The sequence below is a fragment of the Streptomyces sp. B1I3 genome (assembly GCF_030816615.1).
Lineage (GTDB): Bacteria > Actinomycetota > Actinomycetes > Streptomycetales > Streptomycetaceae > Streptomyces.
Genome location: NZ_JAUSYD010000001.1, coordinates 3,546,273 through 3,570,101, shown reverse-complemented (window position 1 = coordinate 3,570,101; position 23,829 = coordinate 3,546,273). Strand labels below are relative to the sequence as shown.

The 23,829-nt window shown below is 73.9% G+C and carries 22 protein-coding genes; 10 read left to right on the top strand and 12 right to left on the bottom strand.

What is annotated here, in order from left to right:
• Positions 1–75 precede the first annotated feature (75 nt).
• The 5 genes from QFZ58_RS16260 to QFZ58_RS16240 all read left to right on the top strand — a co-directional run bounded on the left by QFZ58_RS16260 (position 76) and on the right by QFZ58_RS16240 (position 4,831).
• The gene (locus tag QFZ58_RS16260) at positions 76–825 is read left to right on the top strand and encodes a LamB/YcsF family protein (protein WP_307128886.1); all 750 of its coding nucleotides are present in this window, start codon (positions 76–78) and stop codon (positions 823–825) included.
• The gene (locus tag QFZ58_RS16255; RefSeq protein ID WP_307125637.1) at positions 822–1,493 is read left to right on the top strand and encodes an allophanate hydrolase subunit 1; all 672 of its coding nucleotides are present in this window, start codon (positions 822–824) and stop codon (positions 1,491–1,493) included. The genes QFZ58_RS16260 and QFZ58_RS16255 overlap by 4 nt, the downstream gene beginning before the upstream one ends.
• Positions 1,490–2,353 carry a biotin-dependent carboxyltransferase family protein gene (locus tag QFZ58_RS16250; protein ID WP_307125636.1) on the top strand — a complete coding sequence of 288 codons (864 nt, stop codon included), beginning with the start codon at positions 1,490–1,492 and terminating at the stop codon, positions 2,351–2,353. Before QFZ58_RS16255 ends, QFZ58_RS16250 begins: the two co-directional genes overlap by 4 nt.
• 169 nt (positions 2,354–2,522) lie before the next feature.
• Positions 2,523–3,923 (top strand): lipase family protein, encoded by a 1,401-nt coding sequence (locus tag QFZ58_RS16245; protein WP_307125635.1) that lies wholly within the window; start codon positions 2,523–2,525, stop codon positions 3,921–3,923.
• 218 nt (positions 3,924–4,141) lie between these two features.
• Complete coding sequence (locus QFZ58_RS16240) at positions 4,142–4,831, top strand: copper homeostasis protein CutC (RefSeq protein WP_307125634.1); 690 nt, start codon at positions 4,142–4,144, stop codon at positions 4,829–4,831.
• 162 nt (positions 4,832–4,993) lie between these two features.
• On the opposite strand, the gene QFZ58_RS16235 is transcribed toward QFZ58_RS16240, so the two are convergent.
• Positions 4,994–7,057 (bottom strand): ATP-binding domain-containing protein, encoded by a 2,064-nt coding sequence (locus QFZ58_RS16235; protein WP_307125633.1) that lies wholly within the window; start codon positions 7,055–7,057, stop codon positions 4,994–4,996.
• A 384-nt stretch (positions 7,058–7,441) separates the two neighbouring features.
• Between QFZ58_RS16235 and QFZ58_RS16230 the strand changes: the two genes are divergently transcribed.
• Positions 7,442–7,636, top strand: a complete 195-nt coding sequence (locus QFZ58_RS16230) for a hypothetical protein (protein ID WP_307125632.1) — start codon at positions 7,442–7,444, stop codon at positions 7,634–7,636.
• An 88-nt stretch (positions 7,637–7,724) separates the two neighbouring features.
• Here QFZ58_RS16230 and QFZ58_RS16225 read toward each other — a convergent pair whose 3' ends face one another.
• On the bottom strand, positions 7,725–9,368 hold the full coding sequence (locus QFZ58_RS16225; protein ID WP_307125631.1) for a DNA repair helicase XPB: 1,644 nt from the start codon (positions 9,366–9,368) through the stop codon (positions 7,725–7,727).
• Positions 9,369–9,537: 169 nt separating this feature from the next.
• Here QFZ58_RS16225 and QFZ58_RS16220 point away from each other — a divergent pair, with 169 nt between their 5' ends.
• Positions 9,538–10,320 carry a uracil-DNA glycosylase gene (locus QFZ58_RS16220; protein ID WP_307125630.1) on the top strand — a complete coding sequence of 261 codons (783 nt, stop codon included), beginning with the start codon at positions 9,538–9,540 and terminating at the stop codon, positions 10,318–10,320.
• Positions 10,321–10,432: 112 nt separating this feature from the next.
• On the opposite strand, the gene QFZ58_RS16215 is transcribed toward QFZ58_RS16220, so the two are convergent.
• On the bottom strand, positions 10,433–12,898 hold the full coding sequence (locus tag QFZ58_RS16215) for a helicase C-terminal domain-containing protein (RefSeq protein WP_307125629.1): 2,466 nt from the start codon (positions 12,896–12,898) through the stop codon (positions 10,433–10,435).
• A gap of 65 nt (positions 12,899–12,963) precedes the next feature.
• Between QFZ58_RS16215 and QFZ58_RS16210 the strand changes: the two genes are divergently transcribed.
• Positions 12,964–14,169, top strand: coding sequence for a hypothetical protein (locus QFZ58_RS16210; RefSeq protein ID WP_307125628.1), 1,206 nt, complete (start codon positions 12,964–12,966; stop codon positions 14,167–14,169).
• A 204-nt stretch (positions 14,170–14,373) separates the two neighbouring features.
• On the opposite strand, the gene QFZ58_RS16205 is transcribed toward QFZ58_RS16210, so the two are convergent.
• From QFZ58_RS16205 to QFZ58_RS16190, 4 genes are read right to left on the bottom strand one after another with little or no spacing between them, the layout of a single operon-like run.
• Positions 14,374–15,351 carry an ABC transporter substrate-binding protein gene (locus QFZ58_RS16205; protein ID WP_307125627.1) on the bottom strand — a complete coding sequence of 326 codons (978 nt, stop codon included), beginning with the start codon at positions 15,349–15,351 and terminating at the stop codon, positions 14,374–14,376.
• 1 nt (position 15,352) lies between these two features.
• Entirely contained in the window at positions 15,353–16,240 is an 888-nt protein-coding gene (locus QFZ58_RS16200; protein ID WP_307125626.1) for an ABC transporter ATP-binding protein, read from the bottom strand.
• The gene (locus tag QFZ58_RS16195) at positions 16,237–17,331 is read right to left on the bottom strand and encodes an iron chelate uptake ABC transporter family permease subunit (RefSeq protein WP_307125625.1); all 1,095 of its coding nucleotides are present in this window, start codon (positions 17,329–17,331) and stop codon (positions 16,237–16,239) included. The genes QFZ58_RS16200 and QFZ58_RS16195 overlap by 4 nt, the downstream gene beginning before the upstream one ends.
• Positions 17,328–18,335 carry an iron ABC transporter permease gene (locus QFZ58_RS16190; protein ID WP_307125624.1) on the bottom strand — a complete coding sequence of 336 codons (1,008 nt, stop codon included), beginning with the start codon at positions 18,333–18,335 and terminating at the stop codon, positions 17,328–17,330. Before QFZ58_RS16190 ends, QFZ58_RS16195 begins: the two co-directional genes overlap by 4 nt.
• 140 nt (positions 18,336–18,475) lie before the next feature.
• On the opposite strand from QFZ58_RS16190, the gene QFZ58_RS16185 reads away from it, so the two are divergent.
• A complete protein-coding gene (locus tag QFZ58_RS16185) occupies positions 18,476–19,108 on the top strand; it encodes an HAD family hydrolase (RefSeq protein ID WP_307125623.1) in 633 nt (210 codons plus the stop codon).
• Here the strand turns inward: QFZ58_RS16185 and QFZ58_RS16180 are convergent.
• Positions 19,105–19,341: a hypothetical protein gene (locus QFZ58_RS16180; protein ID WP_307125622.1), complete on the bottom strand. Its 237-nt coding sequence runs from the start codon at positions 19,339–19,341 to the stop codon at positions 19,105–19,107. The genes QFZ58_RS16185 and QFZ58_RS16180 overlap by 4 nt on opposite strands.
• A gap of 166 nt (positions 19,342–19,507) precedes the next feature.
• Here QFZ58_RS16180 and QFZ58_RS16175 point away from each other — a divergent pair, with 166 nt between their 5' ends.
• Positions 19,508–19,891: a cold-shock protein gene (locus tag QFZ58_RS16175; RefSeq protein ID WP_307125621.1), complete on the top strand. Its 384-nt coding sequence runs from the start codon at positions 19,508–19,510 to the stop codon at positions 19,889–19,891.
• Between the two features lie 39 nt (positions 19,892–19,930).
• Here QFZ58_RS16175 and QFZ58_RS16170 read toward each other — a convergent pair whose 3' ends face one another.
• From QFZ58_RS16170 to QFZ58_RS16155, 4 genes are read right to left on the bottom strand one after another with little or no spacing between them, the layout of a single operon-like run.
• Positions 19,931–20,839: a 1,4-dihydroxy-6-naphthoate synthase gene (locus QFZ58_RS16170; protein WP_307125620.1), complete on the bottom strand. Its 909-nt coding sequence runs from the start codon at positions 20,837–20,839 to the stop codon at positions 19,931–19,933.
• Complete coding sequence (locus QFZ58_RS16165) at positions 20,811–21,527, bottom strand: futalosine hydrolase (protein ID WP_307128885.1); 717 nt, start codon at positions 21,525–21,527, stop codon at positions 20,811–20,813. The genes QFZ58_RS16170 and QFZ58_RS16165 overlap by 29 nt, the downstream gene beginning before the upstream one ends.
• 25 nt (positions 21,528–21,552) lie before the next feature.
• Positions 21,553–22,035, bottom strand: coding sequence for a DUF2771 domain-containing protein (locus QFZ58_RS16160; protein ID WP_307125619.1), 483 nt, complete (start codon positions 22,033–22,035; stop codon positions 21,553–21,555).
• 27 nt (positions 22,036–22,062) lie between these two features.
• Positions 22,063–23,475, bottom strand: a complete 1,413-nt coding sequence (locus QFZ58_RS16155) for an MFS transporter (RefSeq protein ID WP_307125618.1) — start codon at positions 23,473–23,475, stop codon at positions 22,063–22,065.
• Positions 23,476–23,829 lie beyond the last annotated feature (354 nt).

Genomic DNA, 23,829 nt, shown 5'->3' with positions numbered 1-23,829 from the left:
CCGCCAGATCTTGTCGGTGGTGCGACCGGTGGTTAGCGTTCTGACGTGACAGAACCTGCGCGGACGGCCCTTGTGATGGATCTCAACGCGGACCTCGGTGAAGGGTTCGGACGCTGGACCCTCACCGACGACGAGGCACTGCTGACCTGCGTGACCAGCGCCAATGTGGCCTGCGGGTTCCACGCGGGCGACGCCTCGGTGATGCGGCGGGTCTGCGACCGGGCGGCGGAGCGCGGCGTACGGATCGGGGCGCAGTTCTCCTACCGCGATTTGGCCGGATTCGGGCGCCGCTCCATGGACGTGCCCGCCGCCGAGCTCACCGCCGAGACCGCCTACCAGATCGGCGCCCTGCGGGTGTTCGCCGAGGCGGCCGGCTCCACGGTCTCGTACGTGAAACCGCACGGCGCCCTCTACAACCGCGTCGTCCACGACGACGCGCAGGCCGCCGCCGTCGTCGAGGGTGTGCTGCTGGCCGGCGGCCGTCCGGCGGTCCTCGGGCTGCCCGGCTCGCGGTTGCTGGCCCACGCGCGGGCCGCGGGACTGACCGCCGTCGGGGAGGCCTTCGCCGACCGCGCCTACACTCCGCGGGGCACCCTCGTCCCGCGCGGTGAACCGGGCGCCGTGGTGCACGACGGGGACGCCGTCGTGCGCCGGAGCGTCGGCATGGCGGTCGAGCGGGCCGTGACCGGTGTCGACGGCAGCCGGGTGCCGGTCGTCGCGAGGTCGCTGTGCGTCCACGGGGACACCCCGGGGGCGGCGGCCCTCGCCCGGCGGATCCGGGCGGCGCTGGAAGAGGCCGGCATCACTGTGAGGGCGTTCGCGTGAGCGACTTCCGGGTGCTGCCCGCCGGACCCCACGCCCTGCTGGTGGAGTTCGCCTCGGGCGAGGACGCCCAGGCCTTCCACGCGGAGCTGCTCCGGCGCCGGGCGGGCGGCGGACTCGCCGGTGTGCGGGAGGTCGTCCCCGGGGCGCGGACCGTACTCCTGGACGGGGTGGGGGGAGCGGGCGGGCGGTCGGACGCCGTGCGGGAGCGGTTGTCCGAGCTCGCCCGGGAGCTGGCCTCCTGGGAGGTGCCGCCGCTGGTCAGGGGTGCCGGGGAGGCCGTGGAGATCCGTGTCGTGTACGACGGTCCCGACCTTGCCGACGTGGGCCGGGCGTGGGGCGTCGGCGTCGACGAGGTGGCCCGCATCCACGCACGTACGGAGTTCCGGGTGGCCTTCTGCGGCTTCGCACCCGGCTTCGGTTACCTCACGGGGCTGCCCGGACACCTGCGCGTGCCGCGCCGCTCCACTCCCCGTACCCGGGTGCCCGCCGGTGCGCTGGCGCTCGCCGGGCCGTACACCGGGGTGTACCCGCGTCCGTCGCCCGGAGGCTGGCAGCTGATCGGCCGGATGCCGGAGCCGGACGCCCTGTGGGACCCGGGCCGCGAACCCGCGGCGCTGCTGAGCCCCGGGACCCGGGTGCGGTTCGTGGCGACGGGGGCAGGCGCATGACCCCGGGGCTCGCGGTGGTCCGGGCGGGGGCGCTGACCACGGTGCAGGACGAGGGGCGCGGCGGCTGGGCGCACCTGGGCGTGCCCCGGGCCGGTGCGCTGGACGCCCCGGCCCGGCACCTGGCCAACCGGCTCGTGGGCAACGCGCCGGACGCGGCTGTGCTGGAGACCACGCTCACCGGCTGCGCGGTCCGCCTCACCGGCGCCCGGTCCGTGACGGCCGTCGTCGGCGGAGCGGCCTGCCGGGTGACGGTGGACGGGCGTCCGGTGGCCTGGGGTGCGCCCGTGCGCGTACCGGAGGGGGCGGTCCTGGAGGCCGGGCCGGCGGTGCACGGACTGCGGGCCTACCTGGCGTTCGCGGGCGGGCTGGTGCCCGATCCGGTGCTCGGCAGCAGGTCGGCAGACCTGCTCTCGGGGCTCGGCCCGCCCGTCCTGCGGGACGGTGACGTGCTCCCGCTCGGCGAGCCCGGCGGCCCGTGCCCGGCCTCCGGCGCCGTCCCCTGGCCCGGCGTCCCCGCCGAACTCGTCCTGCCCCTGCACCCCGGCCCCCGCGAGGCGTGGTTCACGGCCGCCGCCCTGCGGACGCTCACCACCGCCGCCTACCGGGTCTCGGAGCGGAGCAACCGCATCGGACTGCGTACGGAGGGACCCGCCCTGGAACGCGCCCGGGACGGCGAACTGCCGAGTGAGGGCATGGTGCTGGGGGCCGTCCAGGTGCCGCCGGACGGACGGCCCGTGGTGTTCCTCAACGACCACCCGACGACGGGGGGTTACCCGGTGGTCGGTGTCGTCGCCGAGTCCGCGCTGGCGGGGGCCGCCCAGGCGGCGCCGGGGACGCCGGTCCGCTTCGTATGCGCCTGACGGGCGCAGGGACCGGACGGCCGCAGGCTCCGGGCCGCGGTGGCCGGGCGGGGGCGAGCTGACTGCCCAGTAACGTTACCGAAGCGTAACTTACTGGTGAGTTACCTCAGGTAACGGCTCGGTGCTAGCTTGCGCTCACCTTCATCGGAGCAGAGCGAGGGAGTGAGCCGTGAGTCCGCGCAAGACCGCCCGTTCGAGCTCGACCATGAGTACCCCCCACGTCCCCCGTCGCCGCCCGCGTCCCGGCGCTGCCGGGCGCCTGATCGTCGCGACGGCCGCGGTGGCGGCCTGCCTGGGCGCCTACGCCGTGCCCACCGCCTCCGCCTCCACCGGACCGGTGGTCTCCCGGGGTGTGACCATCCCCGCCTTCTACACCCCGCCCGCGGAACTGCCGTCCGCCGACGGGGCCCTCGTCCGGACGGAGCCGCTGCCGCTCGGCCTCAGCCTGCCCGGTCTGGACGGCCGCCCGCTGCCGGGAACGGCGACGCGGCTGATGTACAGGTCCACCGACGCGGGCGGGCAGCCCGTCGCGGTCACCGGTGCGTACATAGAACCCTCGGTCACCTGGAAGGGTGGCGGGGCCCGCCCGCTGGTGGCGCTGGCCTCGGGAACCATGGGCCAGGGTGATCAGTGCGCCCCCTCGCTGGCCCTCCAGCATCCGCTGACGGTGGGCGAGGGGACCCTGTCCATCGGCTACGACAACCTGGCGGCCTACCGCTTCCTGGCCGCCGGCGCGGCGGTGGTCGTCACCGACTACGCCGGACTCGGCACGACGGACCGTCTCCACACCTACGTCAACCGCGTCGACGAGGCGCACGCCCTGCTGGACGCGGTACGCGCCGCGCGCGGCGTCGCGGGCGCCTCGGTCACCGGCGATTCGCGCGTCGGCCTGTACGGGTACAGCCAGGGCGGCGGCGCGAGCGCGGCGGCGGCCGAGCTGCAGCCCGCCTACGCGCCCGACGTCGAGCTGGCCGGAACCTACGCCGGTGCACCGCCCGCCGACCTCACCGAGGTGATGAAGGGCATCGACGGGAGCGCCCTGGCCGGTGCGCTGGGCTGGTCGATCAACGGCTTCGCCCAGTCCGACCCGTCACTGCGGGCGGTCGTCGACGCCCACACCAACGCGACCGGCAAGGCCGCGCTCGCGGACACGTCCACCATGTGCGTCGGCGACGCGATCTTCGGCTACGGCTTCACCAGCAGCAAGAAGTGGACCGCCGACGGCAGGTCCATCGCCGACGTCATCGCGGCCGAGCCGAAGCTCCAGGCGGCCCTCGCCGCCCAGCGCATCGGCAGGCTCAGGCCGGCCGGCCCGGTACGCCTGGTGACCGGCGTCCAGGACGACATCGTCGGACACGGACAGGCCCGGCAGCTGGCGGTGGACTGGTGCCGCAAGGGCGGCGACGTCACCTACGAGGCCGTCATCCTGCCCAACCTCGGGGACAAGCTCCTGACCAACCACGTCGCCCCTCTCCTCACCGACCAGGGCAAGGCCGTGTCCTGGCTGACCGACCGCCTCGCCGGCAGGCCCACGGGCTCCAACTGCTGGTCGATGCCGGTCCAGCCCTGACGCTCTCCCGCCCGTGACCGCGAGGCCGCGGCGCGTCCGTTCCACGGATGGCGCCGCGGCCTCGCGTATCTTCACGGCCAGGCGGCCCAGGCGGTCCGTGGCGTTCACGCGGGCCAGGTGGTGCGCACGTTCCCCGTGGGGAGCTGCGCCTTCGGGCGGTCGACCCGTAGGCTGGTCAATGGACTAGACCTATAGCCGCTCCGAAGAATTGGAATCCCATGAGCAACCGTGCAGTCCTGGAGGTGATCGCTCTCGACGCGGAGGACGCGGTCGCGGCTCAGGCGGGTGGTGCGGACCGCCTCGAACTGGTCACCGACATGGCCGCCGACGGCCTGACCCCGTCCCGGGAGGCCTTCGGCCGGATCCGGTCCGCCGTCGGCATCCCCCTCAGGGTGATGCTCAGGGTCGCGGACGGGTTCGCGGCCGGTGACATCGAGGTCCTCGTGGCGAAGGCGCACGAGATGCGCGCCGAAGGGGCCGAGGAGTTCGTGCTCGGCTTCCTCGACGAGTACGGACACGTGGACCTGGTGTCCGTCGAGCGGCTCATCGCCGAACTGGACGGCTGCAGGTGGACCTTCCACCGGGCGATCGACCGCGCCGCCGACCGGGACGCGCTGCGCAAGCACCTCGCCGATCTGCCGGGCCTGGACGCCTACCTCACCGCAGGTGCGGCGACCGGGGTCGACGACGGTATCCCGACCCTGCTGGCCGAGGCGGGCCGTTCGGGGCAACCGGGCTACGAGCCGCAGATCATGGTCGGCGGCGGCCTCCTCCTGCACCACCTGCCGCAACTGCGGGAAGCGGGCATCGACGCCTTCCACATCGGAGGCGCGGCGCGTCCGGGCGGCTGGACGGGACCCGTGGACGAGGCGGCCGTACGGGAGTGGCGCACGGCGCTCGACCGCTGACAGCCGGCGCCCGGCGGGCATGTGGGCGCCCGGGGCGGCCGTGCAGGCGCCACCCGTCCTCCCTCCGGTGTGCCACGGTCCGGGGGAGGGCAGGTCGTGGCCGGCTGACGCCGCCCGGCCGCTCCGTGGTGACGCGGTGCCGCCCCGGGGGCGGATGCCCCGTCAGCCCGTGGTCAGCCGGTCCGGCAGGGGAGCGGCGTGCAGGACCACCAGCCCGGAGACCGCCCGGGTCAGCGCCACGTACAGCCGGCGCAGGCCCGTGCGTTCGTCGGGTTCGCCGTCGACCACGGCAGCCGGTTCGTCCAGCACCACGTAGTCGTACTCCAGGCCCTTCGCCAGCGACGCCGGGACCAGCGTGAGCCGGGAGGCGGCCGTGGTCTCCTCGCCGGGGGACAGCCAGCTGTGGCCGGCCGCGGCAAGGGCCTCGGCCAGAGCCGGGACGCGGGCGTCGGCCGCGATGAGGCCGATCGAGCCCTCGTGGCGCAGCGACTCCCCGCACGCCGCGACCACCGCCGCGTCCAGGGCCTGCGACGCCACCTCCCGTACGTCCAGGGAACCGGGCGTCTCACGGACGGACTTCACGGGGGCCAGCCCCGGTGAGATCGCGGGGAGCAGCCGCGAGGCGTACGCGATCACCTCGCGCGGCACACGGAAGCCGGCGGTCAGCTCCTCCACCACCGCGTCGGCCTTGCCCAGGTGGAACAGCGCCTGTGCCCAGCTCTCCGTCGACCACGGGGTCGTCCCCTGTGCCAGGTCGCCGAGGACGGTCGCCGAACCGGTGGAGCAGCGCCGGCCCACCGCCCGGTACTGCATCGGGGACAGATCCTGGGCCTCGTCGATCACGACATGCCCCAGGGAGTGCGTACGGGCCACCAGGTCGGCTGCCTCGTCGATCAGGACCGCGTCCGCCGCGGACCACTTCGCCGACTTCACGCTGCGGGCGGGCTTCACCATCAGGATGCGCTTCTGTTCGTCCCCGGTCAGGATCCCCTCCGCGTGCACGGCCAGGAACTCCGCGTCCGTCAGGAGCCGCAGCACCAGCTTCGCCGGGTCCACCGCCGGCCAGATCGCCTTCACCGCCGCCTTCACCGCGGGATTGCGCGCGACCGCGTTCTGCACGCGGTCGTCGGGAGCCTCGCCCGCCTCTTCCATCCGGACGAGTACGGCGTGTGCGATGCGCTGCGGGAGGGCCTCGTGGGCTGCGCCGTAGCGCATGTCGCGGGCCAGCAACTCGCCGACCATCTCCTCGACCTCGTGAGCGGGCACCCGCCAGCGGCGCGAGCCGCGCACCACGACGACCGGCTCGGTGGGGGGTGTGACGTGCGAGCGGATCGCCCGCCGCAGGACCTCCGCCATCCGGGCGTCACCCTTGACCACGGCGGTGGCGGCCTCGTCCGTGCCCCGCACCTCGACCCGCGCCGCCACGAGGTCCTCGACCGTGGCCTGCTTCACCTCCAGCTCACCGAGGGCGGGCAGGACCTGCTCGATGTAGTGGAGGAAGGACCGGTTGGGGCCGATCACGAGGGTGCCGGTGCGGGCGAGCCGCTCGCGGTGCGCGTACAGGAGGTAGGCGACCCGGTGCAGGCCCACGGCCGTCTTACCGGTGCCGGGGCCGCCCTGGACACAGACAGTCCCGCCGAGCCCGCTGCGGACGATCCCGTCCTGCTCGGGCTGGATCGTCGCCACGATGTCCCGCATGGGGCCGACGCGGGGCCGTTCGATCTCCGCCTGGAGGAGCTTGCTGGTCTGCTCGGTCTCCGAGGGGTCGGTGAGGTGCTCGTCCTCGTACGCGGTCAGGTCGCCACCGGTGTAGCCGAAGCGGCGGCGGCGGTCGACGCCCAGCGGGTTGTTCTTGGAGGCCTGGTAGAACGGCTGGGAGACCGGGGCGCGCCAGTCGATGACCATCGGGTCGCCGTGCGCGTCGTGGACGTGGCGCCGGCCGATGTAGAACTGCTCCCCCTCGGCGCCCTCCGCCTCGTCGGCGCCGACCGTGTGCAGGTAGTCGAGGCGGCCGAAGAACAGCGGGGTGTGCGTGAGGTCGGCGAGCGCCTTGATGCGGTCGTCGATCTGGGACTGCAGGACGGCGGCGTTGACCCAGTTCGCGGTGACGTCGCGGATGTCGAGCGCCTGCACGTCCTCGCGCATGGCGCGCAGCGCGGCGCGGGACTCGGCGAGGTGGGTGCGCTCCCTGACCAGCGGATCGATTGTCTCTTCGTGCGCGGGCACGGTGTTGCCTCCGGCTTTTCGACGCAGGACGGCGGACCGCGCTCACGCGCGGTCCGCTGAGGACGTTCACACAGGTGCGCAACGCGCCTGGGCGCGTGCGGCTGTTGTCGGCCGGTTTCCGTCCGGTCGGCGGCGCTCCCCCGGCTGCCGGCCGCTCATGTGCGGCGGACCGGTACCACGGTGCGGGAGGCGGGCAGACCGGCGATTGTATCGACCGGCGTCCGCGGGGGCGAACCGTTTGAAGAGGCCTCGCCCCGGCCTGTTCCCGTCCGTCCCGTAGGGGACCACTGGGGACCGCATGGGACCTGGGACTACCCGCGGGCCCGGGCGCTTCCGCCCGCAGGCCGATGCCGCCACGGGGACGGGCGGCGCACCATGGAAGGCATGAGCACCGTCCACCTCGACCCACGCAGGACCGGCCGCGCGCACGGCGCGACGGCGGCCACCGGTCACTCACCCTCCGGGCACCGGCTCGGAGGAGCGGTACGCGCCGTCGCCGTCTTCGCGCGTACCGCCTTCGGAGTGGCCGTCCTCGGTGAGTACGCCGAGGAGCCGGGCATCGTCCGCCGGCACCGCTGAGCCCGCCGGCCCGCGTGGACGCCGTACGCGCCGGCCCGCGTAACCGCCATGCGCGCCGGCCCGCGTCGACGCCCCGCGCCGGGCGGCGTCAGTTCTCCGTGAGCAGCTCGTCCGCGTCGACGATCCGGTACGCGTATCCCTGTTCCGCCAGGAACCGCTGGCGGTGTGCCGCGAAGTCCTGGTCGATCGTGTCCCGCGCGACCACCGAGTAGAACCGGGCCTCGTGCCCGTCCGCCTTCGGCCGCAGCACCCGGCCGAGCCGCTGTGCCTCCTCCTGGCGCGAGCCGAACGTCCCCGACACCTGGATGGCGACCGTCGCCTCCGGCAGGTCGATCGAGAAGTTGGCGACCTTGGAGACGACGAGCACGCTGATCTCGCCCTCCCGGAACGCGCCGAACAGCTTCTCGCGCTGCGCGTTCGTGGTCTCGCCCTTGATCACCGGGGCGTTCAGGTGTTCACCGAGCTCGTCGAGCTGGTCGATGTACTGCCCGATGACGAGGGTCTGCTCGCCCTGGTGCTTGCGTACGAGCGCCTCGGTCACCTTGCGCTTCGTCGCGGTCGTCGCGCAGAACCGGTACTTCTCCTCGGCCTCGGCCGTCGCGTACGCGAGCCGCTCCGAGTCCGTCAGATTGACGCGGACCTCGACGCAGTCGGCGGGCGCGATGTAGCCCTGTGCCTCGATCTCCTTCCACGGGGCGTCGAACCGCTTGGGGCCGATGAGCGAGAAGACGTCCGACTCGCGCCCGTCCTCGCGCACCAGCGTCGCGGTGAGCCCGAGGCGCCGCCGCGCCTGGAGGTCGGCGGTGAACTTGAAGACGGGGGCGGGCAGCAGGTGCACCTCGTCGTAGATGACCAGACCCCAGTCACGGGAGTCGAACAGCTCCAGGTGCGGGTAGACGCCCTTGCGCCGGGTCGTCAGCACCTGGTACGTGGCGATGGTGACCGGCCGGATCTCCTTGCGCGTACCGCTGTACTCGCCGATCTCGTCCTCGGTCAGCGAGGTCCGCTTCACCAGCTCGTGCTTCCACTGCCGGGCCGAGACGGTGTTGGTGACCAGGATCAGCGTGGTCGCCTTGGCCTCGGCCATCGCACCGGCCCCGACCAGCGTCTTACCCGCACCGCAGGGGAGTACGACGACACCGGAACCACCGTGCCAGAACCCCTCGACGGCCTGCTTCTGATAGGGGCGCAACGCCCAGCCGTCCTGGTCCAGCTCGATGGGGTGCGCCTCGCCGTCGACGTAACCGGCGAGGTCCTCGGCCGGCCAGCCCAGCTTCAGCAGCGTCTGCTTGACCTGCCCGCGCTCGGAGGGGTGCACGGCCACGGTGTCGGGGTCGATGCGCGCCCCGACCAGTGGCTGGACCTTCTTCGAGCGGAGGATCTCCTCCAGCACCGGACGGTCGGTGCTGGTCAGCACCAGGCCGTGCACCGGGTGCTTGGACAGGGTGAGCCGTCCGTACCGCGCCATCGTCTCGGCGATGTCGACGAGCAGCGCGTGCGGCACGGGGTAGCGCGAGTACTCCACGAGCGCGTCGACGACCTGCTCGGCGTCGTGCCCCGCGGCACGGGCGTTCCACAGGCCGAGCGGGGTGACCCGATAGGTGTGGATGTGCTCGGGCGCACGCTCCAGCTCCGCGAAGGGCGCGATCACACGACGGCAGGCGTCGGCCAGCTCGTGGTCGACTTCGAGGAGCAGCGTCTTGTCGCTCTGGACGATGAGGGGTCCGGTCACGCGCGTCGGCCCTTTCTGTTCTGCTTCTGCCCTGCTGCCGGGATGTGCCGCCAGGGTCGGCCGCGAACGGCCAAACGTCCAGTGTGCCGCATCGGGGACGCGACCGGGGGCCGCGCGGCGGCGATCATGTCCGGGGCGGGAGAGCACGGACACCCCTTAGCGTGGACGGATGGACGCGACGGATACGGCGGATACGGCGCCCGGCCCCGACGACCCGGACTTCCCCGCCCACCACGCACCCCGGTGCGCCGGGCCCGGGGAGCTGGACGGACTCGTCACGCAGTGCCGGGCATGCCCCCGGCTGGTGGCCTGGCGCGAGGAGGTCGCCGAGGTCAGGCGTGCCGCCTTCCGGGACTGGGACTACTGGGCCCGGCCGGTGCCCGGCTTCGGCCCCGTGGACGCGAAGGTGGCGGTGGTCGGGCTCGCGCCCGCCGCGCACGGGGGCAACAGGACCGGGCGGATGTTCACCGGGGACGCGGCCGGCGACTTCCTCTTCGCGGCCCTGCACGAGGCGGGCCTCGCGTCGAGCCCGCACTCCCTCCACGCCGGTGACGGGCTCGCCCTGCACGGCGTCCGGCTCACCTCTCCCGTGCACTGCGCCCCTCCGGCGAACAAGCCCACTCCCCAGGAGCGTGACACCTGCCGTCCCTGGCTGGCGGCCGAGCTGGAGTTGCTGAGCCCCGGGCTGCGTGCGGTGGTCGTCCTCGGCGGCTTCGGCTGGCAGGCCGTGCTCCCGGTACTCGCCGACGCGGGGTGGCGGCTGCCTCGGCCCCGCCCCGTCTTCGGCCACGGCGCGCACGTCGTGCTGCCCGCCACGGACCACAGGCAGGAGCTGCACCTGCTCGGCAGCTACCACCCGAGCCAGCGCAACACGTTCACCGGCAGGCTCACCATGCCCATGCTCGTCGACGTGCTCCGCGAGGCCGCCGGCCTCGGCGGGATCGCCGTGTGAGGCTCGGGCGGCGGGGCGGGAGCGCGTGTGTGAGGCCGCGGGCGGAGCGCGTGCGTGAGGCGGGGCGCTCGGGCGTGAACCCGCGCCCGCCCTCCGGTGTCCTTCCCGCGCCTCAGGCCGACTGGTCGTCGGCCAGTTCGGCGACCCCCGTGATGCGGTGCAGCGGATAGGTGCGGACCTCGTCCGCCGTGTGGTCGAAGCCGGTGACGAAGCCGCCCTCGACCTTGACCGGCGCGATCACGCGCTGGCTGGCCGCGCCGTCGGCGTTGACGTAGCCGATCCACACCGCGGACCCCGTCATCGCGGCCGCCTGCACCGTTGCCAGGGTCTCGGCGGAGGACGTACGGGGGAGTGCGCCGGCCGCCGCCGCGTCCTGGGCGTCCGGGTGGACGGCCCGTGCGGCCGTGTCACCGGCCCTGATGGCGCGCACCGCGGCGGACAGCAGCGTCGCATCCGGGACCGGCGGGCCCTCGGGGACGGGGACGGGGGCCGCCCGGGGAGGGGTCCGACGGGCACCGGCGCGGGCGATCAGGACATCGCCCTCGGCGGATTCGGCGGCCGGTGCGTACCCCATCTCACGCAGCCCTTCGAGCAGCGCGCCCGGGTCGCTCTGCGCGGCCAGCACGGTCGGCGCGAGGCGGCGCAGCCGCAGGGCGGCGGAGCGCTTGTCGGCCAGGATCTCGTTCAGTACGGCCTCGTCGTCGCAGCGCACGTACGCGGAGGCGGCGCCGATCCGCAGGTGGCCGTGGCGGCGGGCCACGTCGTCGATGAGATAACTCAGCGGCTGCGGCACCGGCGTGCGGCTGTGGGTCGCCAGGAAGGCGTGCAGGTCGGCCGCGGCCTGGCCGGCGTCCAGCGCGCGGCGGACCGAGCCGGGGGTGAAGCGGTAGACCGTGGCGCCACCCTTGGACTCGATGTCCGCGAGCACCGAGAGCATCTCGGCGAGCGGGCGTTCCAGCGGACCAGGGGCGACCGCCGTCAGGTCGGCCTGGAGCAGTACGTGGTCCAGCGGTTCGGGGATGAGCGGCGCCAGGCGGGCGGCGGCCTCGGCCGTGCCGCCGTCGAGCAGGGCACGGGCCTGGGAGGAGAGGGCCCCGCGGCCGGTGACGCCGAGGAGCTCCGCCTCGTTGACCGTCCACAGGGCGATCCGGGAACGCAGGTCGGAGGTGTCACCGGAGGACGGCGCCGTGCCGGGCGCGGACGCCCGCAGCGGCCGTTCCCAGCGGAGCCTGGCCAGGAGTGTCTGCGGGTCGGGCGCGGTGCCCGGGGGGAGGGAGGCGAGCAGGGCCAGGACCCGGTGGCGCACCTCGGGTGCGGCCGAGCGGTCCAGATCGGGGCCGAGTGCGGACAGGGCCCGCCCCTTGGCGTCCTGGCCGCCGATCAGGCCTGCGGTACGGGTGGCGGCGAGCCAGGCGGTGGCGAGGTCGGTCCAGCGGTCCTGGGCGGGGAGGTCGAGCCACTGGTCGTACGCGGGCGTCGCCGCGTACCGTTCGTCGGTCTCTCCGTCGGGGGCCAGCAGCCCGGCGGCGTACGCGAGTTCGACCCAGAAGGCGGCGATCGGCTCCGAGACGTCGAGGGCGCTCGCGACCCGCTTCAGCTCGCGCACGCTCAGGCCGCCGGCACGCAGGATCGCCGGACCGCCGTTGTTCCAGAGCTTCAGCAGCTCCTCGACGGTGGAGAGTGCGGTGAAGGCCTGACCGGCCGCGGCTCTGTCCACAGTCCGGGGATCGCGCTCGGCCGCCGCCACGAGCGCCGGCGGCACGGGCTCCGGCACGCGGTGGGCGCGGCCGGCCCGCAGGTGCAGCGCCGCCTCGCGCGGCAGGACCACGGTCCGCGTCGACACGGGCAGCAACAGCCCGCGGTCGCGCAGCCATTGGACGGGCGGGGTCGGATTCGGCGTGACCTCCCCGTACGGCGGGCCCCACACCAGCCGGTCGAGCACGGACAGCGCCTCGACCGGGGCGGTGTCCAGCAACGCGCCCATGCGGGAGCGGTCCGTGAAGAGACCGCTCAGCGAGGCGACGGCGGAGACCGGGTCGTGGGTGGCCGGCAGCCCGGCGGCGGCCAGGATCTCCTGGAGCCGGCCGGGCGACATGCCGGCCGTCGCCTCGGCGACGGTCGGGCCGAGACCTGTGGGGGACGGGTGCTGCGGGGACGGGGCGAGCAGTTCGCGGGCGGTGCGCACGAGGTGCAGCCGCTCGTCCTCGCCCCAGACGAGTGCCTGCTCGCGCAGGGTGCCGAGTGCGGCGGGCAGCGCCGCGGTGATCGCCGCCCCGGCGTCGCCCCGCCCGTCGCCGTCGTCCGCGCCGTCACCGGTGAGGAGCGAGAGCAGCGTGGCGTACGGAGCCGGGTCCGGTGCCACCGCCAGCGCCTCCGCGGTCTGCAGCGCGAACCGGTCGAGATGCTCCAGCGCACGGACGACGGAGGCCCGTGTACCGGCCCGTGTCGCCAGCTGGGTGATGTCGTTCGGCACGGGACTGAGCAGGTCCGGGCGGGCACGCAGCAGCCCCGCCAGCGCCTCGTCTCCCCGGGCGCGCAGGGCTTCGGCGAGCGTGCGCGGTGGTGTGGTCGTCCCCATCCGTCCCACGGTAGCCCCTGGAACGCTACCGTCGGGGCAAGGGCGGGTAGAGGGAGAACGATCGCGTGGGGATCGAGAGCGACCAGCTTGTCTACGACTATCTGAGCCGGGTCGGTGACCTGGCGCAGCGACAGCAGCTGTCATCGGGTGCCCGGATGAGACTCGTCTCGACACTGCGGGGCGAGATCGAGCGGCAGCGCGGGACGGACGGTTCGGACACTCCCGCAGTGGTCCGGCGCATCCTCGGCCGGCTCGGCACACCGGACGAACTGGTCGCGGCGGCGGCCGGGCAGGGCGACGCCACGGCTCCGCTGCCCCGGCCGCGTGCGGGCACGGACACCGGTGCGGCCGAGGTGCGCGAGATGCCCCGGCCACGGCTGGGGGCGCTCCGCAAAGACGCGTCACGCAAGGGCGCGTCGGAGGGGCCCGGCCCGTCGCCGGAGGCGGCACAGCGGGAAGCACGGCCGGCAGCGGGGGAGTCCGCCCGCCCCGCGGCGCGGAAGCCGCGGCCGGAAGAGCCGGACGTGGGCCCGGGAGTGCCCGACGCGGGCCCGGGAGTGCCGGTCGCGGGTCCGGGAGTGCCCGACGGGGAGCCGGTGCCCGGCTGGCCGTCCGCGTCGGCTCCGCACATGGCGGGGCTGGGTGCGGAAGGCGAGGCCGGTGTCGGGCCCGAGTGGTGGCAGGCCGAGGCGGGACCCTTCGGCGGGGGCCCGGGCGCGCTGGACACGGCGGTGCCCGGCTTCGTTGGCGGACTCAGCCCGGAGCTGCTACGGCCTCCGGTGCCGCCCCGGCCGGTCGAGGAGGACCCGCAGGAACCCGCGGAGGAACGGGACGGGGAGGAGGAGGCGGTCACGCCCCCGCGCAGGCGGCTGCGGCTGCGACCGCGCCGCCGGACACCCGCCGCCGTCGCGGTCGAGGAGGCCACCGGCCCCCGGTTCGCGCACCCGTTGCTGCTTCTCGCGGCGGCGCTGCTGGTGGTTGGTGCCGTCCTGGGTTCGTGGCTGGCGCTCGCGGGCGGCTGGCTGCTCGCGTACAGCTCGCGCAGGTTCTCGCGGGCGGAGGCGAAGTGGGTCGCGATGGGCCTGCCGGGCCTGGTGGTGGCCGGGGCCTTCGTCTGGCTCTGGGGCCGCATGGAAGGGCGCTGGGGCGCCCCGATCGCGGAGGGCGCCATGGGGGACGCCATCGCCGACGTGTGGCCGGTGGTCGTCCGTACGGCGGCGGTGGCGTCCGCGCTGTACCTGGTGTGGCGTTCGCGGCGGCTCGGTCGCTGACTCGCCGGCCCCGGCGCCACGGGCGGCCCGCTGCGATCCGCCGGCCGGGTGCGGTCGCCGGTCCGGTGCGTCGGGCCGGCTCCGCGTCGTCGGCGGGCCGGGCGCCACCGGGCGGCTCCGGACCATGCGCCGGTCAGGCGCACCCCGCCGCGCACCGGGGCCCCGGTGCGCGGCGGGGCCCGGGACCCGCTCGCCGGGTCCGGGTCACTTCGTCAGGTCGGCCTGGAGTTCGTCCAGGATCCTGTTCGCCGCCGTGTAGCCGATGCCCTGGATCCACAGCTGGTCCTCGACCGGGAAGACGTTGCCGTTCTTCACGGCAGCCATGTTCTTCCACAGCCCGCTGCCGACGGTCTGCGCCTCCTTGGACTTCTTCGCGTCGCCGTACGTCGAGTGGAAGACGACGTCCGCGTCCGCGAGGTCGATCTTCTCCGGGCTGACGTCGTAGGAGAAGCCGTCCTTGGCCTTGTCCACGATCGCGGGCCGGCCGAGGCCGACGTCGGCGAGGATCGTCGCGATGTAGTTCTGCCTGCCGTAGACGCGGATGTCGGCGCCCTCGACGAAGCGCACCATGTTGACCTCGGTGGCCGCCGCCTTCTCCTTCCCGCCGAGCGCCTCGGTGACCTTTCCGACGTGCGCGGTGTAGTCGGCGATGACCTTCTCGGCCTCCGGCACCTTGCCGAGCGCGTTGGCGTGGGTCTGGAAGTTCTCCTTCCAGGTGTAGCCGGTGTTCTCCGTCATCACCGTCGGTGCGATCTTCTTCAGCTCGTCGTACTTATCGGCGTGCCGGATCTTGCTGGTCAGGATCAGGTCGGGCTTCAGTGCGGCGATGGACTCCAGGTTCGGCGTCATCATGGCGCCGACGTCCTTGATGCCCGCCACCTCGTCCTCGGGCAGGTAGCTGAGGAAGCCCGACTCGACGTCCGCGTGCGTGGCGCCGACCGGCTTCACGCCGAGGGTGAGCGCGGAGTCCAGCTCGGCGGTGTCCAGGACGACGACCCGCTTCGGCGCCACGGGCACCTTGACGTTGCCCATCGCGGTGGCGACGGTGTGCGTCGCGGGGGAGGCGGTGCCGTTGCCGGAGGTCGCGTCGGAGTCCGTGCCGGACGAGCCGCAGGCGGCGAGGGCCAGGGCGGCCGTCACGGCGAGCGAGCCGGCGACGAGCGGGCGGGGCGAGGGGAGCATGTCAGTGTGCCTTTCCGGAAGTGGGCAGAGAGGGGGACCAGGGTGCGCCGGGCACGACGAGCGGCGAACCCGTGACCGGGTCCGGGACGATCACCGCGTCCAGGCCGAAGACCTCGCGTACGAGCTCGGCGGTGACGACGTCCCCGGGGCGGCCCTCGGCGACGATCCGGCCCGCCTTCATGGCGACGAGGTGGTCGGCGTACCGGGCGGCCTGGTTGAGGTCGTGGAGCACCGTGACGACGGTCCGCCCGCGCCTGCCGTCCGCCGCCGGGGCGGCGAGCCGGCGCACCAGGTCCAGGACCTCCACCTGGTGCGCGATGTCGAGGTACGTCGTCGGTTCGTCGAGCAGCAGCAGGTCCGTCTCCTGCGCGAGCGCCATCGCGATCCACACGCGCTGGCGCTGGCCGCCGGACAGCTCGTCCACCGGCCGGTCGCCGAGCGCGGTGATGTCCGTGCGCTCCATGGCGTCCGTCACCGCGCGCTCGTCCGCCTCCGACCACTGCTGCCACCAGTGCTGGTGCGGCTGGCGCCCACGGGCGACGAGGTCGGAGACGGTGATCGCCTCGGGTGCCACGGGCGTCTGCGGGAGCAGCCCCACCGACTGGGCGATCTTTCGGGTGGGTATGCGGGAGAGCTCCGTACCGTCCAGGAGCACCGACCCGCCGGCGGGCTTCAGCAGCCGGCCGAGCGCCCGCAGGGTGGTCGACTTGCCGCAGGCGTTCGGGCCGACGATGACCGTCACCTGCCCGTCGGGCACGGCCAGGTCCAGCCCGTGCACGACGGTGCGGCCGTCGTAGGCGAGGGTCAGCCCGCGCGCCCTGAGCCGGCTCGTCACGGCGTCGGAGGCGGAAGCGGGAACCGAAAGGGAACCGGGGCCGGTCGTGCTCATGCGTTGCCTCCCGTGCGGCCACGGTGACCGCGGATGATCAGCCAGATCAGGTACGGGGCGCCGACCGCCGCCGTCAGGACGCCCACGGGCAGTTCGGTGGGCGAGAAGAGCCTGCGGGCGAGGAGATCGCCGAAGACCACGACGACCGCCCCGAGCAGGGCGGAGGACAGCAGTGGGATCTGCGCCGTACGCGTCGTCCGGCGGGCGATCTGCGGGGCCAGGAGCGCCACGAAGTCGACCGGCCCGGCCGTGCCCGTCGCCACCGACGCCAGGACCACACCGACGGCCACCAGCCCCAGCCGGACGCGGTCCAGCCGTACGCCGAGCGCGGTCGCCGTGTCGTCGTCCATCGATACCGTGCGCTGCGCCCGGGCGGCCCAGAGCACGGCGGGCAGCAGGACGAGCAGGGCCCAGCCGATCGGGGCTGCCTCGTTCCAGCCGCGTCCGTTGAGCGAACCCGTCATCCAGATCTGGGCCTGCTGGGCGACCATGTGGTCGCCCTCGGTCAGGAACAGGGTCGTCACCGACCGCAGGGCGATCGCGATGCCGATGCCGATGAGGACGAACCGGGTCGCGTGCAGCCCGCCGCGCCAGGCGAAGACGTGGACGAGCGCGGCCGCGGCGACTCCGCCGATGACGGAGAGGTAGGGCAGGACGCTGTACGAGGTGACCCCGAAGGTCATCGCGCCGACCGTGAGCGCGCTCGCTCCCTGGCTGATGCCGATGATGTCGGGGCTGGCGAGCGGGTTGCGGGCGACCGTCTGGATCAGCGCCCCGGCGACACCGAACGCGGCGCCGACGAGCAGCCCGACGACGAGGCGGGGCAACCGCAGGGTGCCCACGACCAGTTCGTCCGGCGACGGCCGCCCGAGCACCACCTTCACGACCTCGGCCGGTGCGACGAAGCTCTCGCCGACGCAGAGGTAGGCGACACAGACGGCCGCCAGCAGAACGGCGAGGACGACCGCGACGAGCCCGCCCCGCCGGTGGAACAGGAAGCCCGCCCGCTTGCCGATCCGTACGACGCCGTAGCCGGCCGGCCGCACCGGCGTCCGCCCCGTCCGGGCGGGCACCGCCGTGTCCGCGCTCATGCGGGCACCGCCTTCCGGCGTACGAGGGTGACCAGGAACGGCACACCGATCAGTGCCGTCATCACGCCTGCCGGGACCTCACCCGGCGGAAGGACGACCCGGCCGACGACGTCGGAGAGGAGAAGCATCACGGGGCCGACCAGGGCCGCCATCGGCAGCACCCAGCGGTGGTCGCCGCCCACGATCGCACGGGCGATGTGGGGGACCGCGAGGCCGACGAACGCGATGGGCCCCGCCGCCGCCACCCCGGCGCCGGTGAGCACCGTGGCACCGATGCCGCCCACGACGCGCACGGTCGCCACGTTCCGCCCGAGGCCCTTCGCCACGTCCTCGCCCAGGGCCAGCGCGTCCAACCCGCGCGCCACCGACAGCACGAGCACGAGTCCGGCCAGCAGGAACGGCCAGATCTGCTGGGCGACCTGGGCCTCCCGGCCGGCGACCGAGCCCACCTGCCAGAAACGGAACTCGTCGAGCGCCGACGCCTTGGTGGTGAGTACGGCCATCGTCACCGACACCAGCAGCGCGTTGACCGCCGCACCGCCCAGTGCGAGTTTCACGGGCGTGGCGCCACCGCGTCCCCGGGCGGCGACGGTGTAGACGGCGACGGACGCCACGGCGGCCCCCGCGAACGCGAACCACACGTACCCGGAGAGCGTGTGGACTCCGGCGTACGCGATGGCCAGCACGACGGCCACCGAGGCGCCCTGGCTGATGCCGAGGATGCCCGGGTCGGCGATGGGGTTGCGCGTGATGCCCTGCAGCGCCGTACCCGCGACGGCCAGTGCCGCGCCGACCATGAGGCCGATCAGGGTGCGCGGAACCCGCATCTGCCGGATCACCTCGGCGGCGTCGGAGTGGCCGCCGTGCAGCAGGGCGTCGAAGACTGCGGCGGGTGCGATGGACCGGGCCCCCACGGCCAGGCTGAGCAGTACGGCCACCAGCAGCGCGACGACGGCCATGGCCGTGGCGGGAGCGCGTCCGGACAGGCGGGGTGCGGCGGCCATCGGTACCAATCGGGTGGCAGGCAGGCGGGCGGGGAGCTGGGTGGAGCGAGGTAAGGCTTGGCTAAGCCTAAGCGGCGACGTGTCCGCCACCCCGGGCGGGCGCCTCTCACCCCGCCCGGCCCCCTCGGCACAATGGCGGCATGGACTCAGCTGCCCCGACGGTCGGTTTCGACCTCGACATGACGCTCATCGACTCCCGGCCGGGCATCAAGGCCGCCTACCTCGTCCTGGCGGCCGAGACCGGAGCGCCCATCGACACCGACCTGGTCGTGAGCCGGCTCGGCCCGCCGCTCGAGGAGGAGTTGGCCAACTGGTTCCCGGCCGACGAGGTCGCCGAGGTCGCCGACCGGTACCGCGCGCTCTACCCGGACACGGCGATCACGCCGACGACCGCTCTGCCCGGCGCCCGGGAAGCCGTGGAGGCGGTGCAGGAGCTGGGCGGCCGGGCACTCGTCGTCACGGCGAAGTACGAGCCGAACGCCAAGCTCCACCTCGCCCACCTGGGCATCACGCCGGACGTGCTGATCGGCGGGCTCTGGGCCGAGGCCAAGGCAGAGGCGCTGCTGGAGCACGGCGCGCGGATATACGTCGGTGACCACACCGGGGACGTCCGTGGGGCACGCGCCGCGAACGCCCTGTCGGTCGGCGTCCCGACGGGCCCCTGCGACGCGGCGGAACTGCGGGCGGCGGGTGCCGACGTGATCCTGCCAGATCTCACGGAGTTCCCGGCCTGGCTGCGTACCTTCGCCGCGCAGCGCCGAACGGGCCTCTAGCGCGTGGCGGCGCGCTTCGGGGAGTTCTTCCACACCGAGCGCACCACCCCCGCCGCGGCGATCAGGAAGCCCAGTCCCATCAGCATGCACACCGCATAAGCGACGGACGGGAACGGATCGGTGCCCAGGAACAGTGGGGCCACGGTGACCATGGTGGCGAGTGCGCCGATGAAGAAGACGATCGCGCCGACCTGAACGAGCCGGTCGCCTGCGCCGGAAGGAGTAGTACTCACCCGGCCAGGGTAGTTCCCAGCTCGGCGTAACCGTCCGGCGACGTCTTGTCTCCGGCCCTCGGGCCACTAGCCTTGGACCCGGCGGGTCACGAGGACCCGCTGTACTGCTATCCGGAGCCGTTCACGGCTCCGCCGCTCACCGACGAGTACGAGGACGAGGACAGACGTGCCCACGGGTAAGGTCAAATGGTTCAATGCCGAAAAGGGCTTCGGTTTTCTCTCGCGCGACGACGGCGCCGACGTCTTCGTCCACTCCTCGGTGCTCCCGGCCGGTGTCGACGCGCTCAAGCCCGGTCAGCGCGTCGAGTTCGGGGTGGTCGCGGGCCAGCGCGGTGACCAGGCCCTCTCCGTGGTGATCCTGGATCCCACCCCGTCCGTCGCCGCCGCGCAGCGGCGCAAGCCGGACGAACTGGCGTCGATCGTGCAGGACCTGACGACCGTCCTGGAGAACATCACGCCGCTGCTGGAGCGGGGCCGGTACCCCGACAAGGCCGCGGGCGCGAAGATCGCCGGCCTGCTGAGGGCGGTCGCCGACCAGCTCGACGTCTGAGCCCGCACCGCCCCCGGCGTTCCGCCGGGGGCGGTGGTGTCAGCGGGTGGCGGCGAACGACAGCGCGTCCGGGCGCAGGGGCGGCACGAGGCCTTCGGCCGCAGCCCGTGTCAGCAGCCCGCGGATCGCCGCGTAACCGCTCTCGCCGAGGTCGGCGGTGAACTCGTTGACGTAGAGCCCGATGTGCTGGTCGGCCACGGCCGGGTCCATCTCCTGGGCGTGCTCCTGGACGTAACCGCGCGAGCGCTCCGGGTCGTCCCAGGCCATCCGCACCGAGGTGCGGACGGCTTCGGCCAGCTGCCGCAGCGTCTCATCGCCCAGCGACCGCTTGGCGATGATCGCCCCGAGCGGGATCGGCAGGCCGGTGGTCGACTCCCAGTGCTCGCCCATGTCGGCGAGGCTGTGCAGACCGTAGGTGCGATAGGTGAAGCGGGCCTCGTGGATCACGAGCCCGGCGTCCACCCGGCCGTCACGCACCGCGGGCATGATCTCGTCGAACGGGAGGACGACGATCTCGCCCACCCCGCCCGGCACGACCTCGGCCGCCCAGAGCCGGAACAGCAGATACGCGGTGGAGCGCTCGCTGGGCACCGCGACGGTCTTCCCCGTCAGGTCCGTGCCCGGCTCCCTGGTGAGGACGAGCGGCCCGCAGCCACGACCGAGCGCGCCGCCGCAGGGCAGCAGCGCGTACTCGTCCAGCACCCACGGCAGGACGGCGTAGGACACCTTCAGCACGTCGAACTCACCGCGCTCGGCCATGCCGTTGGTGAGGTCGATGTCCGCGAAGGTGACGTCGAGGGCGGGCGCGCCGGGGACCCTTCCGTGCGCCCAGGCGTCGAAGACGAACGTGTCGTTCGGGCAGGGCGAGAAGGCGATCCGCAGCGCCGGAGGTGCCGCCGCGGCGGAGTCGGGGGCGGTGTCAGTCCCGGTTCGGGTCGTGTCGGTCATGCTGGGTCCAACTTTCCACTACAGGTGCGATCTTCCCGAAGGCCCCGGAGAGCGCGGCCAGGGCTTCCCCGATGCGCCAGGCGCCCCGGTCGCGCGGCCCCACGGTGTTCGAGACCGCGCGGAGTTCGATGACCGGCACCCCGAGCCGTCCGGCGGCTTCCGCGACGCCGAAGCCCTCCATGGCCTCGGCGGCCGCGCCGGGGTGTGCGGCCAGCAGGGCGGCCGTGCGGGCCGCGCTGCCGGTCACGGTGGACACGGTGAGGACGGGGCCCGGGACGGCGCCGGTGGCCGCCGCCACGTCCCGTACGAGCGCCGCGGGCGGCAGGAAGGTGTCCCGGCCGAAGCCGAGCCCGGTGACGGGCACGAAGCCGTCCGGGGTCTCGGCGCCCAGGTCGGCGGCGACGATCCCGCTCGCCACGACGAGCGAGCCGACGGGTGCGGCGGGGGCGAAGCCGCCCCCGATGCCCGCCGACACGACGAGACCGTACGGCTCCGAGGCCGGGGCGGCCGCGAGGGCGAAGGCGGTCGAGGCCGCGGCGGCGGCAGGACCCGCGCCGCCCGCCAGGACGTCGAACGGGCCGGCCCGGTGCACCTCGGCACCCGGCACGTCACGAACCCGCGGCGCCCCGAACGCGCGCGTGACCGCGTCCCGTTCCGCAGGAACGGCGGTCACGACGAGCACGCGCACGGTGGTGGTCATCGGAGCCGGGGGGTCAGGAGGTCTTCCGGAGCTCGAAGTGCCAGATGCCCGTGAGCTTCCGGCCCTGGGCCTCGACGATGCTGACCTGAGTCTTGTCCGCCGTGGTCTCGCCGGTCTGGCTGGCGAAGAAGGCACTGCCCGGGATGGACCGGTAGGTCTTCTTGTACGGCTCCTGCTCGGCCTGCTGGCCGTTGATGAACAGGGTCCAGCCGTGGTCCGCGATCTCCGGGTCGACGCCGAAGCGGACCTTGTCGTCCATCGCGACCTTGACGGACTTGTCCGCCTTCTTGTTGAGGCAGCCCTGGATCTCGGACTCCTTGAGTGCCTTGCCGTCGTTGTAGCAGGCGGCCTCGGTGCTCACCGAGGTGTCGCCGACCGTCACGGTGGCGAGCGGCGTCGGCTTGTCGCAGGCGGACAGGACAAGGAGTCCCGCGGACACGGCACCGAGAGCGACGCCGATTCGACGGCCCTTACCGGAGAAGAACGCAACGGTCATGCGCCGAAGGCTATCGGTCGTCACCGCTCATGCCACGCGGGGGTGCGGTGAGCCGCGCCGGGCGGCCCCCAGGAGGCCCCGTACGGAGGTGGTGGCGCCGAGCGCGAGGATCCCGGCGGCGACCGACATGCCCAGTACTCCGTTGAGGGGGAGCGCGATCCCGACGGCTCCGCCCACCACCCAGGCCATCTGGAGCAGGGTCTCGGACCGGGCGAACGCCGACGTGCGCACCTCCTCCGGGACGTCCCGCTGGATCATGGCGTCCAGGGACAGCTTCGACAAGGCCTGGGTGAATCCGGCGACCGCGCCGAGCGCGGCGACCATCACGGTGCTGAAGAACACCGCCGCCAGGACGGCGACGCCCAGGGCGAGCCCCAGCACCGTCGCGATGATGACCTCCGGGCCGCGGGCCCTGAGCCAGGAACCCACCGCCGTACCGCAGGCGTTCCCTGCCCCCGCCGCGACGCCGACGATGCCGAGCGAGACGGCGGCGCTCTGCCCGGCGAGCGGGTGCTCGCGCAGCAGGAACGCCAGGAAGAAGATCAGGAAGCCGGAGAGGGCGCGGTGCGCGGCGTTCGCCTGGAGCCCGTGCAGAACGGCCGGCCCGACCGACCGCAGCCCCGGTGGCTTGTCCCGGCCGCTTCTCCGGCCGTTCCTCCTGCCGTTGCCCGGGCGGGCGGCGGGCGGGGAGGTCTCGCCGTGCGGGGGGACGAGGCGGGCCTTGCGCTCACCCTTGGCCGAGTCCACCTTGTGCGGCAGGGTGAAGGCGAGGACGGTCCCGCCGAGGAAGATCACGCAGGCGCCGTAGAGCGGCCAGGGTGATCCGATGCTCTGCAGCCCGGCCCCGATCGGGGCCGCCGCCCCCGTGGCCAGCAGCCCGGCCAGCGTGACCCGTGAATTGGCCTTGACCAGGGAGAAGCGGGGTGGCAGCAGCCGGGGGACGACGGCACTGCGCACGACCCCGTACGCCTTGGAGGAGACCAGGACGCCCAGTGCCGCCGGATAGAGCTCCAGGCCGCCCGTCGCCACCGCCCCGGACATCATGAGCGCGAGAACCGCCCGGGCGAACATCGCCCCGGCCATCGCGGCGCGACGGCCGTGCGGCAGGCGGTCCAGGAGCGGGCCGATCACCGGGGCGAGCAGGATGAAGGGGGCCATCGTGACGGCGAGGTAGAGGGCGACGCGCCCGCGGGCCTCGTCCGTCGGCACGGAGAAGAAGACCGTGGAGGCCAGGGCGACGGTGACCATGACGTCGCCCGCGCCGTTGACCGCGTGCAGTTCGATCAGCTTGCCCAGGCCGGACTCGCCGGCCCCGTGGGCGTGTGTCGCCTTCCGGACGCCCCGCGCCGTGGCCGTGAACGGGGCGCGCAGGGCATGACCCGTCGCCCGGCCCGCCCTGCGGAGCGGACCGGTCCCGTCGGACGACCTGTCGGCAGCCACGTGGTCATAGTGCCCCACTGCCCGCCGTCACGAACCGAGATCGGGCCGGGGCGCGGCGGCGGGGGCTCGGTCGGGTGAGTCGTCCGGGGCCGCGACATGGCCGGGATGCGATGGCGAGGCGTCCGGAGATCGGTCCGGATACGGACGGGTTTGCCCGCCCCGTACCCGTGCTCACCTGACGATCCGATGCCGTTCCGGTCCGGATCGGGACGGGCAGGTGGGCGCAGGGCGGCGGAGAGGGTAGCGTGCACTCACGCGCCACCGGCGGTTGTTCTTGGCCGCGCGCCTCTCCGCGATCCCGCAGAATGGGTGGCAGAAGGCGCGCCCGAGGCAGGCACAACGGGTGTGGACGTC